Annotated in this window: 14 protein-coding genes; 7 read left to right on the top strand and 7 right to left on the bottom strand. The window is 36.1% G+C overall.

What is annotated here, in order from left to right; all coding sequences use genetic code 11:
• The first annotated feature begins 22 nt into the window (after window positions 1-22).
• Together L1275_RS09855 and L1275_RS09850 are read left to right on the top strand one after the other, a co-directional pair.
• Complete coding sequence (locus L1275_RS09855) at window positions 23-769, top strand: succinate dehydrogenase/fumarate reductase iron-sulfur subunit (protein ID WP_253472282.1); 747 nt, start codon at window positions 23-25, stop codon at window positions 767-769.
• Window positions 770-930: 161 nt separating this feature from the next.
• Entirely contained in the window at window positions 931-1560 is a 630-nt protein-coding gene (locus L1275_RS09850; RefSeq protein ID WP_253472280.1) for a bifunctional 2-polyprenyl-6-hydroxyphenol methylase/3-demethylubiquinol 3-O-methyltransferase UbiG, read from the top strand.
• A gap of 69 nt (window positions 1561-1629) precedes the next feature.
• On the opposite strand, the gene L1275_RS09845 is transcribed toward L1275_RS09850, so the two are convergent.
• Window positions 1630-3048 carry a rhodanese-like domain-containing protein gene (locus tag L1275_RS09845; protein WP_253472278.1) on the bottom strand — a complete coding sequence of 473 codons (1419 nt, stop codon included), beginning with the start codon at window positions 3046-3048 and terminating at the stop codon, window positions 1630-1632.
• A 230-nt stretch (window positions 3049-3278) separates the two neighbouring features.
• Here L1275_RS09845 and L1275_RS09840 point away from each other — a divergent pair, with 230 nt between their 5' ends.
• From L1275_RS09840 to L1275_RS09830, 3 genes are all read left to right on the top strand, one after another.
• The gene (locus L1275_RS09840; protein WP_253472276.1) at window positions 3279-4205 is read left to right on the top strand and encodes an AraC family transcriptional regulator; all 927 of its coding nucleotides are present in this window, start codon (window positions 3279-3281) and stop codon (window positions 4203-4205) included.
• 92 nt (window positions 4206-4297) lie between these two features.
• A complete protein-coding gene (locus L1275_RS09835) occupies window positions 4298-5500 on the top strand; it encodes an MFS transporter (RefSeq protein ID WP_253472274.1) in 1203 nt (400 codons plus the stop codon).
• A 408-nt stretch (window positions 5501-5908) separates the two neighbouring features.
• Window positions 5909-6163, top strand: a complete 255-nt coding sequence (locus L1275_RS09830; RefSeq protein ID WP_253472272.1) for a VF530 family DNA-binding protein — start codon at window positions 5909-5911, stop codon at window positions 6161-6163.
• A gap of 49 nt (window positions 6164-6212) precedes the next feature.
• On the opposite strand, the gene L1275_RS09825 is transcribed toward L1275_RS09830, so the two are convergent.
• Both L1275_RS09825 and L1275_RS09820 read right to left on the bottom strand, forming a co-directional pair.
• A complete protein-coding gene (locus tag L1275_RS09825; protein ID WP_253472270.1) occupies window positions 6213-6839 on the bottom strand; it encodes a 2OG-Fe(II) oxygenase in 627 nt (208 codons plus the stop codon).
• 306 nt (window positions 6840-7145) lie between these two features.
• Window positions 7146-8333: an MFS transporter gene (locus L1275_RS09820; protein WP_253472268.1), complete on the bottom strand. Its 1188-nt coding sequence runs from the start codon at window positions 8331-8333 to the stop codon at window positions 7146-7148.
• Window positions 8334-8414: 81 nt separating this feature from the next.
• Between L1275_RS09820 and L1275_RS09815 the strand changes: the two genes are divergently transcribed.
• Window positions 8415-9284, top strand: coding sequence for an AraC family transcriptional regulator (locus tag L1275_RS09815; protein ID WP_253472266.1), 870 nt, complete (start codon window positions 8415-8417; stop codon window positions 9282-9284).
• 90 nt (window positions 9285-9374) lie between these two features.
• Here L1275_RS09815 and L1275_RS09810 read toward each other — a convergent pair whose 3' ends face one another.
• Complete coding sequence (locus tag L1275_RS09810) at window positions 9375-9905, bottom strand: DUF6252 family protein (protein ID WP_253472264.1); 531 nt, start codon at window positions 9903-9905, stop codon at window positions 9375-9377.
• A gap of 87 nt (window positions 9906-9992) precedes the next feature.
• Complete coding sequence (locus tag L1275_RS09805; RefSeq protein WP_253472262.1) at window positions 9993-10646, bottom strand: hypothetical protein; 654 nt, start codon at window positions 10644-10646, stop codon at window positions 9993-9995.
• Window positions 10647-10931: 285 nt separating this feature from the next.
• Between L1275_RS09805 and L1275_RS09800 the strand changes: the two genes are divergently transcribed.
• Window positions 10932-11333, top strand: coding sequence for a DoxX family protein (locus tag L1275_RS09800; RefSeq protein ID WP_253472260.1), 402 nt, complete (start codon window positions 10932-10934; stop codon window positions 11331-11333).
• A gap of 54 nt (window positions 11334-11387) precedes the next feature.
• Here the strand turns inward: L1275_RS09800 and L1275_RS09795 are convergent, their stop codons facing one another.
• Entirely contained in the window at window positions 11388-12365 is a 978-nt protein-coding gene (locus L1275_RS09795) for a hypothetical protein (RefSeq protein ID WP_253472258.1), read from the bottom strand.
• Window positions 12366-12457: 92 nt separating this feature from the next.
• Complete coding sequence (locus L1275_RS09790; protein WP_253472256.1) at window positions 12458-14176, bottom strand: ATP-binding protein; 1719 nt, start codon at window positions 14174-14176, stop codon at window positions 12458-12460.
• Window positions 14177-14226 lie beyond the last annotated feature (50 nt).

Genomic DNA, 14226 nt, shown 5'->3' with positions numbered 1-14226 from the left:
TGGACCTCTAAAATATCTAATTATGAAACTAAATTTAAGAATTTGGAGACAAAAAGATCAAAAATCAGCGGGTAAACTTGTCGATTACCCCTTAGAAGATATCAATCCACATATGTCCTTTTTAGAAATGTTGGATACTTTAAATGAGCAATTAATTCTATCCAATGAATCCCCAGTTGAATTTGATCACGACTGTAGGGAGGGAATTTGCGGACAATGCGGTGTTATGATTAATGGTTTGGCGCATGGCCCTCTAAAAAACACCACGACTTGTCAATTGCATTTAAGAGAATTTAAAGATGGAGAAACCGTTGTTATAGAGCCTTTCAGATCAGGCGCTTTTCCGATAAAGCGCGATTTAAAAGTAGATCGAGGTGCTTTTGACCGTATCATTTCTTCAGGTGGTTACGTTTCTGTCAATACAGGACAAGCACCAGAAGCTAATAGCATACCGGTAACTCATATTATTGCTGAATCAGCCTTTGACTCTGCCGCTTGTATCGGATGTGGTGCCTGTGTTGCTACTTGTAAAAATGGTAGTGCTGCACTTTTTACAGCAGCAAAAATTATTCACTTAGTTAAACTCCCTCACGGCAAAGAAGAACGCGATCAACGCGTTTTAAACATGGTCTATCAAATGGATCAGGAAGCCTTTGGGCATTGCTCCAATACAGAAGCCTGCGAAGTAGAATGCCCTCAGGAAATTTCAGTACTAAATATCGCACAAATGAACTATGAATACAATCGTGCTAAAACTTTAAAGCATTGAGTCAAACTTTAGCGCATTCTTATAAGATACGCATATAAATTGATAAAAAAAATGGACGATTTACCACGTCCATTTTTTTATTTACTATTTTTACAATCACTAGAAACACGGTAGATTAACTTATAATTGCCGCTTAAAATATATTTTATTTTTTTATTACTATGGACAAAGCTTGGTTAGATCGTTGGAATGAAAGATATAACTCCGAAGAATTTGCATATGGAACAACGCCCAATGTTTTTCTAAAGGAGCAATTAGCCAATACCAATTGCGGTAAAATATTATTTGCTGCAGAGGGTGAAGGTCGAAACGCTGTCTTCGCAGCAACACTAGGTTGGGAAGCATCCGCATTTGATATCAGTACTGAAGGACAGAAAAAGGCTTTGTTGCTTGCACAACAAGCTGAAGTTGAAATTTCTTATGAAATTGGAGCCTTGGAGCAACTGAGTTATCAACCTGAACAATTTGACATTATTGCATTGATCTATGCCCATTTTCCCGCGGCAATCAAATCGACTTATCACAAAAAACTTATTACATTATTAAAACCAGGTGGCTTAATAATCTTTGAAGCCTTTAGTAAGGATCACCTCCACTACAACACAGTAAACCCTAAGGTTGGTGGCCCTAAGGACATTGACGATTTATTTTCCATAGAGGAATTGACATCGGATTTCAGTAGTTTTGACATCTTACAGCTAGAGCAAACGGAAATTGAGTTAAGCGAAGGCTCTTTCCACAACGGTACCGGTTCAGTCATACGGTTTGTAGGACGTAAGAAAGGTGCGTAAAACAATCTAGCCGCCGCTTTTAAATGGAATTTATTGACTTTTAAAAACTAAATCGAAATATATTTTAAGTTATAATAACGAACTCGGACATACATAGGTCGTTTTCTCCAACTGAGTACGTTTTTTAATTTCATTATATCCGCCAATTACATCGGCAACTCTTATAAAACCATTCTTCTTTAAAATAGAAGCGGCTATCATACTTCGGTAGCCGCCCGCACAATAAATCAAATAGGCGTTCTCTAAGGACAATTCTTCTAAATGATTCTCCAGAATATTTAAGGGAATACTAGTAGAAGACAACAAATGCTCTGAATCGTATTCACTTTTTTTACGTACGTCTAATACTACGGTATCGCTATACAATACGGTTTCATCAAAAACCGATGCACGAATTCGCTCAATTTTGCCACTTTTTAATCCCGCCTTTTTCCATGCTTGATATCCATTTTCCAAAAATCCAATCGTATGATCAAAACCGACTCTAGACAGTCGAATCATCGACTCTTCTTCCTTACCCGGTTCGGTCACCAATACGATTTTCTGATTGATATCACTAATCGTCTCCCCCACCCAAACGGCAAACCCTCCATTTAAACCGATATTGATACTGTTTGGAATATGTGCTTTTGCAAAATCAGCGGCATCACGAGTATCTAAAATCAAAACTTCAGGTTGCTCGGTTAATTTGATAAATTCAAAAACAGTTAAGGGTTTTTTGGCTTTTGTCAAAACGGTATCTAATGACTCATATCCCTTAATATTCATCAATACATTTTTTGGAAAATACTGAGGCGGTGGAGTTAATCCTGTTAAAAGCTCTTTTACAAATTCACCTTCGGTCATATCCGATCGCAAAGCGTAATTGGTTTGTTTTTGATTGCCTAAAGTATCCGTGGTTTCCTTACTCATGTTTTTTCCACAGGCACTACCTGCACCGTGATTAGGATACACGATAATATGATCCGGTAATGGCATAATCTTATCGCGTAACGAATGAAATAATTTACGAGCTAAAATCTCCTCTGTCAAACTAGAATTTACATACTGTACTAAATCTGGTCTTCCAACATCTCCTATAAATAAGGTATCTCCTGTAATAATCGCATGCTCTCGACCGCTTTCGTCCAAAATGAGATAGGTGGTACTTTCTAATGTATGCCCTGGGGTATGTAAAACTTGAATCTTTATTTTACCCAAGCTAAAAACCTGATTATCCTCAGCGATTATGGCTTGATAATTGGGTTTTGCTGTAGGTCCAAAGACAATCGCTGCACCCGTTTTTTGCATTAAATCTAAATGTCCGCTAACAAAATCGGCATGAAAATGCGTTTCAAATACATATTTAATTCGGGCATGGTCACTTTGAGCTCGATCCAAATAAGGTTGTATGTCGCGCAAGGGATCAAAAATAGCTACTTCTCCATCACTTTCTACATAATAAGCTGCATGAGCGATACAGCCAGTATAAATTTGTTCAATCTTCATTCCTATAATTATTTGGTAAACATTCTTTTTCTTCTGCTGTCCAAAAATAGATTTTGGATAGTATAAAAATATCACATGATCAAACAAGTAAAAATGATATTCATCATAAAACGATTAAAATGGCAAGTCACTCCGAAAAGAACCTATTTTTTCAAACATTGATAAACAGATTCAAAATTTTCAATGCCATCAAAAGGCTTTTTAATACCTTTACCACTTAATGTCCTTCCATGAGTCATGAACTAGAAACTTTAGTTGATTTTTATCGAGATCGCTCGTTTATTCCGTTTCCTATTAGCACGCAAAACATAGAAAATGGAAAGTCTCATTTCAATATAAATACGCGAAAACACTGTTCTTTTGCAGCACCTTATAATCGTAGAGACTTTTATAAAATCACCCTAATTAAAGGAGTTGGTGAAGTTTTCTATGCCGGCAATACCCTGTTAATTGATCGACCTGCCCTACTGCTTCCATGTCCAGATGTCCCGTATACTTGGACAGCTATTTCTGACGAACAGGACGGCTATTATTGTTTGTTTAACGCCGCATTTTTTAACGATCATCACTCATTTGACGTTTTTAAAAAATCACCTCTTTTTAAACCCTTAACCCATCCCGTTGTTTTCTTGGATCCCGCTACTTTATATTTAATAGAAGCTTATTTTGAACAAATGCTCCAAATGGCCCATTCTGAATACCTGTATAAATACGATGTCATTCGAAATTTGCTTTGTTTGATTATGCATCAGTTGATCTGTGGTAGTCCCATTCAAATGGATATACAAAGCCAAAGTGCACCGTCGAGATTATTGCACTTATTTGAAGATTTGTTAGATCAGCAATTTCCCTTAGACTCTCCAGCATATCCGTTGCGAATGAAAACGCCTGCTGATTTTGCAGCAGCATTAAACGTACATGTCAATCATTTGAATTTTACAATTAAAACCGCTACGGGTAAAACCACTTTTACCATCTTAAAAAACCGCATTATTGAAGAGGCCAAAACCCTTTTAATCAACACCCCTTGGGATGTGTCTCAAGTTGGATATACACTAGGCTACGAACATCCTTCTCACTTTAATAGCTTCTTTAAAAAAAGCGTGGGAATCACCCCTTTGCAATTCAAGCAAAAACAACTTTTAGCTAAAAAGTAAAATATTTGATTTATTACAAAATCAATTTGATTTCCTAAATCCAAACAAATCGACAAAACCTAATTTTGTCCGATCACAATAACTGTTTTACTATGCTTATAGAAGCTTCTCCCCAAAGAAAAAAAACGGCTACATTACTAGCCTTTATGCTGATACCGCTCTCGGGCTTGGTCACCGATATCTATCTTCCCTCTTTTCCCGCTATGGCAAGAGATCTTGGTCTGTTAGAAAAGAACATCCAATTAACCCTTTCTTGTTTTTTATTGAGTTATGGTATTGGACAATTGTTTATCGGTAGTCTTTTAGACAGTATCGGACGGTATAAACCAAGTTTGATTGCGTTAATAATCTTAGTTATTTCGAGTGTTTTGATCGGAATTTCCAACGATTTATTTGTAATTTGCCTATTGCGGGTCATTCAAGGCTTTTCCATTGCTGCCATAGTTGTTTCAAAAAGGGCATTTTTTGTCGATTTATACAGTGGTGATCAACTAAAATACTATTTGAGTTACTTTACTATTGCTTGGTCTTGTGGCCCCATAGTTGCTCCTTTTTTGGGAGGTTATCTCGAGAAAGCCTTCGGATGGCAGTCCAATTTTTATTTCTTAGCCCTTTACGCTTTATTGATGTTTGTACTGGAATTGATCTACAGTGGAGAAACCCTAGCCGTTAAAAAACCATTTAAAGGTTTAGAAGTACTTCAAGTTTATAAGATGATGCTGAGTTCTGGAAATTTTGTTTTGGGCATCTTGATATTGGGATTGAGTTATTCCGTAGTTATGGTTTTTAGTATGGCGGGTCCATTTATCATCGAACACACCTTTAATTTCAATGCAGTCACCATCGGGTACTGTGCTCTAACCTTAGGTGTATCTTGGATGATTGGTGGATTACTGGGAAAACGATCCATACATTGGAATTTTAAAGCTAAAGTGATCGGTTTTGCCCTTTTTCAACTGCTTCTGATCGCTGTAATGATTGGTATTGGCCAATACTATCAAAACTTACCCGTATTGATGTTCTTTGCCTTTATCATTCATATTTGTTCTGGATTTATTTTTAATGTATACTTTACCCGAAGTATGATCGCTTTTCCAAATAATGCCGGAATAGCCGGCGGTCTTTTGGGTGGATTGATCTATGTTTTAACTTCAATTTTAAGTTATGTCGTTTCCTCTACCGGATCATTAAAAACGCAAAACGATATAGCTTGGCGTTATTTATGTATGTCTGGGTTACTATTTGTTGTTATCCTATTGTGGATGCGAATTCGAAATAAAAAAGTAGTCGATTAAAACCTTGTCCCCTTTTTTGCACTAATTTATACAAACACAGCTCCTTATTTTTAGGGAGCTGTGCTTTTATAAATGACTTTCAATCTCTTTTGCTTTATCGAAGTTGTTGATTGATCAATTTTTTTTAATTAGTAGAAGAACCTAAATCAAAACACCATCAATCTACTTAGTTCCAACCACTAAATATCACTAAAAAATTGTAATACAAATAATTTTCAAACACAATACATCAATCAGATACCTAAACGAGAAAACAAACCAATTTGTGCCCGAATCCAACTTTGAAGGCCTTAGATCTGCCTGATAAATTCATCAAAATATTGTAGTAGAATTTTAAAAGACAAGAGTTGGTGTATAAACGCTTTAAAGTAGATTTTTATTGATTAACTTTGCTCTTTAAACAGGTTTATGGAAGAAGAAATAAAAAATCCCTTACACGGAAAAACGCTGGTTTTTATACTCGAATACTTGGTGAATTATTACGAAGGGTTCGAGGGATTGAGCAAGGAAGTCAACATCAATTGTTTTAAAAAAGATGCCAGTATCAATTCTTCTTTAAAATTTTTGCGCAAAATGCCCTGGGCACGCACAGAAGTTGAAAATTTGTTTGTCAAAATATATACTTACGAACTCAAAAAGGCTCAAAAGAACCTTTTAAAATAACATGATAAAAAAAACCGACTTAAAGTCGGTTTTTTTGTATGTAAGCTATTTATCTCGTTTTTAACCAACCGGTTATACTGTAGCGTTGTTGTTTGACTTTTTTCACTTCGTGTTCGATTGTTTTGCTGTCAAACAATGCCATACGCCCGGCCAAGGGTTGAATTTTTAATTCAGATTGCTGGCCGTTTTCACCCTCTAAAAACAAAGCGAGTTCACCACCATAATCTGCTTGCCAATTCTCATCGTTTAGGTAAAAAACCAGGGACAAGGTCCTCCTATTATCATTTTGAAAAACGTCTAAATGCCGTTGATAAAAAGTGCCCTCTGGATAAATGGCATAGTGAAATTCACTTTCGCAAATTCCCAAATAACAGGTGCGGTTTAAATAAGCAATTAAGTCGTTTATTTTTGCAAAAAACATGTGCTCCACCTCATCGGCTTTTTCTTCCTCCATCCACAATATAAAATCACCCCGAACTTCCTTGATCACTTGTTCGTTGAAAAGCTTACCTATAGCTGCTTTTTTAAAATTTTCTTGTTCTTGTTTTAAAAGGAGGTGGTTGCGAAGTATTCGTACTTCTTCATCCGAAAAAAAGTGATCGGATATCGCGTATTTACAATTGACTAAATCGTCAATTATTAACTCGTAAACTGGATTTAACTCAAATCCTACCATATATATGTATAAAAAACCTATACAAATATACTTTTTAGTAAAAAAAAACAATACGCCAAAAGGCTTTTTTTTTAATCGGAAATGTTAAATTTTTCGCCTTTGGCTACTAGTGTTAAATCGCTGTTCGATTGTTGCTTTTTAAGGTTTATTTCTTACATATTCATTAAAAAAAGCATAAAAAAAATATCTCAAAACCCCAAGCGTTCACCAACAACTTTTTGTTGGTGTTGACAAAGGTCCGGTTTTGAACAAGTTTGACCTTAAAAAGTGCTTAATTCATTGAAAATATCTATTTCCAAGGTCGTATTATGCTCTTTTTTTATAAGTCGAACGATAGGAAAGATAAACCAAACATAAAGCAATACAGCTCCACAACAACATCTGCCATGTAGCCATATCCCAATTTCCTATTTTCCAACTCCACAATCCGAAAAAAGTACCCACTGCCGCACCTATAAAATAAGTTGTCATATAAATGGTATTAAGTCGACTATGTGCCTGCTCATCAAGTGCATATATACGTGTAAAATTAATGATTTGGGTCGCTTGAACACCGATATCCAAAAAGAAAATACTTAGGATCAAAACTAAAATAGAATAAGGAAATATTTTAATCAACATGATACTTCCTACCAATAGGGATACCGTGATAAACAGGCCTTTAAAAACCTTGCCGTTATCGGCGATTCTGCCAAAAACAGGAGCTACTAATGCTCCCCCAATAGCAATTAATCCAAACAAACCTATGGTAGCTGTCGAATAACTTAAAGGTTCACTACTGAGATGAAAAGTCAAAGTAGTCCAAAAAGAACAAAACACTCCAAAGGTGAAAGATCCCAATAAGGCAGCTTGTCGCAAGGTTTTATACTGTTTGACCAATCTTAAGGTGGATTGTAACAACCTCAAATAACTGCCCTGAAACTTACTCGGTATTTCTGGTAAGTATTTATATAATAATACCATTACAAACAGAACCATCAATGCAGAAATAACAAAGACATAGCGCCATCCCAAATAGGTAGTAACCAAACCACTGAGTACCCGAGCTCCCAAAATGCCAATCAGTATACCACTAAACACCTTCCCGACATTTTTACCGCGATTCTCTTTCCCCAAAGTCGCAGCCATCGGAAGTATGATCTGAGCTGGTGTCGAAAACAAACCAACAAAAAAACTTAAAAACAGAATCTGAGTCGCATTCTGCGAACAGGCTGCTAATCCTAAAGTTACTACCAAGGCTGCTGTCAACATTAATATTAACTTTTTACGGTTGACCTTATCACCTAGTGGCAACAAAAAAAACATACCCAAACCATACCCCAGTTGAGCCAACATCGAAATTTTCCCAATAACACTTTCCGAGCTGTTTAAAGATCTTCCTATTTCACCTAAAATAGGTTGATTATAATAGACATTAGCAACGATTACGCCAGCTGCAACAGCCATGATCGGTATAATGGCTTTGTGATAGTGCTGAATATTTTGGGTTTCCATGAAAAATAATTTGATGCAAAACTACTTCCATGCAAATAGATAAAATGGTATTTTTACACCATTAAATTGTAAAAAACACTCATGAAACGTTTTATTCAATTCACGCCCATATTTATTCGTCATTTCAGTACCATGGAATGGCCGTTTCCCCTGCACAACCACAACCATCTTGAATTGATGTTTATACATCGAGGACACGGCATACATCATTTTAATAATCAGGATACCGTTTACCAAAACAAGTGTTTGTTTTTTTTAGCACCCAATGACGCCCATCTCTTTGATATAAAAAGTGAAACCGAATTTAGCGTACTTAAATTCTCCTATGAATATTTATATGCGTCAGATAAGAATCCAAGCAAGTGGAATAAAATTATTGATGAATTAGGTATAGCTAAAGAAAAGCACAATCCGATTTTGCTCAGTGAAAGTGCCCTCTTAAAATTGGAAATTTTATTTAAATTGATTGTTGAGGAGTGGGAAGAGAATGAAGCAAAACCTACTGAAACTATGCTCCCATTATTGCATTCGATCTTGATATTACTACAAAAAAACTGCAGTGTCATTCCCAATGCGCTACCACATTATAATGATCCCCTTTTTATACGAGTGGTTCGTCATATACACGATAATATACAGCAACCAGACAAAATTAGCCTAGGTTATTTGGCATTGCATTTTAAAATTTCCATTTCTCAATTAAGTCGGATATTTAAAACTGAAATGGGCCTTTCAATCAAACACTATATTGATACTTACCGATTTCGAATTTTGGAGAATCGCTTACAATACAGTAGCGATTTAATAAAAGAAATCAGCGCAGAATTTGGATTTACCGATGTCAGTCATTTTAATAAATTTATAAAAATACAATCCCAAGGCTTAACCCCAAAGGAATTGCGCAGTAGAAAAGAAACATTGCACAAAATTACAACTCCTTCCACAGCGTAATGCTTTAAAATTATACATCAACAGCATACCGACAATGAGTAACGATCCTTTTCAGTTTTTATAGTAAAAAAAGTATAGCTTTAATTGGAATCAATAGGACGATTTACCCGCATAGCTCAAATCAAATCGACCTCTGGTAACTTTGTAAACTTTACCGTCATCTGTGGCTACGTTAAACCAGAAAAAACCCGAAATAATTTTATTAGTTTTATCCAATTTGGTGATGGTCCACTCGCCCGTTTGATCACCGCCTGTAGTATATCCATTTCTAGAGTAGTCAAATCTTATTTCGGCATAGGCCTGACCCGATTTCGGTTCATCTAGTCGGTAGGTTTTTCCCTCTTCCAGATCGATGTTTTTTGCCGTAAGAGAAATATTGATTTCAGTTTTTAAAAATCCTTCTATATAACTATTTCCAGAAACTCTAGTTGAGTCAGCACTATAATAACTACTCACCTCATCACCGTTATCATATATGCCACATTTAAACAGCTCGCCATCGACAACGCACCCAAAAGTATTGTATCCCAATGAGGTTGCCGGAGGTAATATATTTTCATTCTCACATCCTAGATAGGTAAAGGATAAAATGACCAGACAAAACCAAAACCAATTTTTCATAATACAGTACTTATTTTTAAATTCATTTTACTTGATAATTATTCAAATTTAAACGCGTTTTCACTAATCAAATCTATAATATATCGACTAATTCTCATAAGGTCTGTGCCACCCCATCCCTATAACCATTCCCACTCCTACATAATTCTGCTGTGAAATAGACCCGTGGAATTTGAATCCAAAACTAGTCCCAAATGCTGTGGGTTTACTCATTGACAATAACCTAGCTGGCAGCAAAGGCCTTTTAACGCTTTTAAACCACTTGATATTGAGCTCATAGGGAATTCCCCAATAGTTATCATTTTTGATATAAGGAGCGTCATGTGCATAGTTTTCAGTAATCTTTCGAATAATATTCGAATAAGAAACACCTGCCGAAAAACTTAGAGATAGTGTTCCAAAAATAAAGCGTTGTCCATACAGAATATTATGATCGTGAATAGTCATACTTTCAAGCGGAATATATGCATAAGCCTGATCTTTTACGGAGCTTGCAATATATTGAATTGAAAAAAGGTGAGATTTCACTTGATAATTCAGTCCTCCACCCAAACTCTCCTTTTCAAAATCCTTGCCCATTACTGATCCAAATATTTCTCCATAAAATACCGGATTCACTTCCCATTTTGCTACATTGTCATTACTGACTACCTGGTCTATTGTTAAATTTTGTGCAATTTCTTGAGAAAACCCAATTCCTAAATGCAAGAAAAAGCAAAACATTACTAGTGTATTCTTCATAAAACTTACTTCTTTTAAACCAATTAAAAAATATATTAACTTGATTCACAAAGAATTAACCCACCAAAAAAGCATTAACACATTTGCGAATCCATTTTTCATTACAAACAAACAATATTTTTACAAAAAAAACAACTCCACAGCGTCAAAAACAATTAAATTATCAAAATATAAGGCTTAATTAAAAGAAATAATTATATTTAAACCGTTTTTGATAATCTAAAAAATAAAATTTGAGCATCAAAGCTTACAAATACTATTAATTAACATTTAAAATCAGAAAACATGAAAACAAACATTGATTTAGGTCTTTTATTAATCCGAATGGTCATTGGTTTTACCATGCTATTACACGGAATTAACAAAATTGTACACGGTCTTGATTATATTAAAAGCGTGGTGAGTGACCATGGATTACCAACCTTTCTTGGTTATGGTATTTACATTGGTGAAATTATAGCCCCATTACTGATCATTATCGGATTTAGAACCCGTTTGGCCAGCTTGGCATTGGCTGTAACTTGCATCTTAATTGTTTTATTTGCTCATGTGAATGAGGTCTTTTCTCTTAATTCCAACGGGGGCTTGGCTATTGAACTCGTATGTATATACTTGTTTGTTAGTCTTGGTTTATTTTTTACCGGTGGTGGAAAGATGTCGGTCTGTACAAAAAACAAATGGGATTAAACGAAACCGGTATAAAAAGGCTGGGAAATGTTATCCGACATTTCCCAGCCTTTTTCATTTCCATCGAATCACATACTGTTTGCGCCCCTCTTCCATACTGACCAAAGCATAATTAGAAGCAGGTGGCTGATATATGGTTAAGTCGTACCATCCTAAAGTTCCGTGTCTGTATAAGTCTAATTGGTCTTTTTTAAAGCTTACTTTCAGTTCATTTAAAGTCATTTCACAATAAGCTGTACCAGTCCAATGTTCCGGTTTTTGACCGTTTACCGCAAAACTGATATTCCAGAAGCTATTTCCATACCAATACTCTTTATCAAAATAGTTCAGAACTACCGCTTGTTGTTGGTCGATTAACCCAAAATCGATAGTTTCTGGTGAAATAAATACTTGCGGATCGGCGTAACTCGGCAAGAAATCACGATAAGTAGTTTTTACCGTATACCATTGTCTGTCTTTAAAAACGACTACAGTTCGCAGCGATTTATTTACATCAGCCGGATCAGAGGTATAGCGATCTGTTGCGTAGGTAGCCCCCTCTAATAATTCCCTCGTAGCTGCTTCATTCAAAACGGCTCCTTCACCAATAGAAACAAAAGGTTGACGAATGGTATCGCCCGTTGATAACCAAGTTAAATAATAACCCGCGTCTATATTGTACAGATAGGAATCAAAAGTTTGCATCAATTGATCTTGGATCACTAAAGAATCTACAGCACGCCCCAAACTATCAATTTTAAACCACTTTGATATAGACCCAGCTGAAGAGTCTTCGGACAAATGATTGGTACTGATCACTAAAGAACCGGTATCCGTCATAAAAGCATATTGCGGAACATTACTTTCAAAATGCTGTATATCATAATGCGAATTGGATTTGAGATCATCAAAAAATGGAACTGCTTTATACTTCTCAGGCAATCGCTCACCTAACATTTTCATTTGTTGATAGTATGAACCTATATCCGGAACTACAATTACCGCAGCCAAAACAGCCATTACTCCTCCTATAATCTTATTTTTTTTATTCAATATATTGTATTAAAATATTTTTATACTACAACTAATCTCGACAAGCTAGAAACGGAGCTTAAACGATCCTCTTTGGCAAATTTGTGCGGAGTCTATACTGTTGCTACCTTTTTGAGTATCACCACAAACTCACTCCCGACACCATATTCACTCTGAACCCGTATCGTTCCTCCTTGTGCCTCGATAAACTCTTTGCTTATAGCCAAGCCCAGTCCTGTTCCCTCACGATGTGTACCCGGAACTCTAAAATATCGATCAAAAACTTTGGATAGATATTCGGGTGGAATACCGATACCAAAGTCTTTAACACTAAAAACAACCGTATCACCTTGTTGATAAACATGTATTTCAATCACGGATTGTTCATGCGAATAGTTAATGGCATTGGTTAGTAGATTAGTCATTACCCAAGCTGTTTTTTCGGCATCGGCCTGCACCAATGTAGCGGAAAGTTCAATCATACTTTTAAGGGTAATTTCTTTTGTATCTGCCTGATTTTGATTGGCCATAATGGCGTAATCAACAATTTTTTCCACAGGAGTATTTAAGATATTGAGCTGGATGTTTCCACTTTCCACCTGAGTCATATTGAGCAATTCTGAGGTAATTCTCAACAGCCGATCCGCATCGTCTTTAAGCCCAGCAACCAAATTTTGTTGTTCCAAATTTAAGTCTCCGATACGTTTGTTTTCCAGTAATTGCAAACTCAATTTCATCGATGCAATAGGTGTCTTAAATTCGTGTGATACCGTTGCGATAAAACGAGTTTTAGCAAAATCCAATTCTTTGTATTCCGTGATGTTTCTCAAAATTAAAACATGCCCTACCAATTCCTTAAGTTGTTCTCCCGTCGGTATTACTTCAATGTGAATCACCTCCTGCGAATAATAACCCTCTTTGCCGTTAGCCATGATTTTCAGGGTATCTTCTGGTCTGATCTCCTCCGAATCAAGATTCAATAACAACAGTCTAATTAAATCGTTATCCAAAGCCAAATCCTTACTACTATAACCAATCATTTGCTGGGATTCCATCCCGGTAACCTTACAAGCTTCCTCGTTGACAAAAATCACTTTCCAATTTTCATCCAAACCAATTACCGGATCTTTCATATTATTGATCAACGCTTCAATTCTGGTCTTTTGTCGCATCAATTGTGCCAGATTGCTGCTGTTGTACTCCTCTAATTTTTGCGCCATCGTATTGAACGATTTTGCCAAATCTCCAAATTCATTGTTGTCTTCAAAATGTACCCGTTCATCATATTTATTAGCGGCAATTTTTTGAATGCTGTCCGTTAACTCACTAATCGGATTCGAGATATTTGACGGTAAATTGATCAACAAGGTAAAGGCTATGATAAAACAAGCCGTACCGGTTACGGCAATCCACACCGTAGCCCGATTGGCCGTATCTTGTGCCAACTGACTCTTTTGCTCGATCGCCTGCATATTCATCGTCATCAACTCCAAGAGCGACTCTCTGATATGACTTAAATCAGCTGGTGATTGACCGTTATTTCTATACGCTTCGAAATGCTCGCGCAATTCCCTATTGATTTTCTGCTCTCCCGCTTCGGTAGCATTGAGCTCCTGCAGTCTTAATTCTTCTTCAAAATGGGCGAAATTTGTGTGACTTTCAGTTTCCTGTAACATCTGCTTGGAATAAATGACAGAATTGTAATTGTCTAACAATATATTTTCGGTGTCATTTTTTAGGAAATGGATGTAAACCGCCCCTACCATACCCAATAAAACGATCAAAATAAACAACAATCCCACTCCTAGGGTTAACTTGGTTTTAATTCTCATATATCTTTTACTAAGGTGTTTTTCTACTGCCCCAATTCTTTTTACCGCCA

It is taken from the genome of Flavobacterium sp. HSC-61S13, from assembly GCF_024171535.1.
In the GTDB taxonomy this organism is placed as follows: domain Bacteria; phylum Bacteroidota; class Bacteroidia; order Flavobacteriales; family Flavobacteriaceae; genus Flavobacterium.
This window is presented reverse-complemented; position numbering and strand designations above follow the sequence as displayed.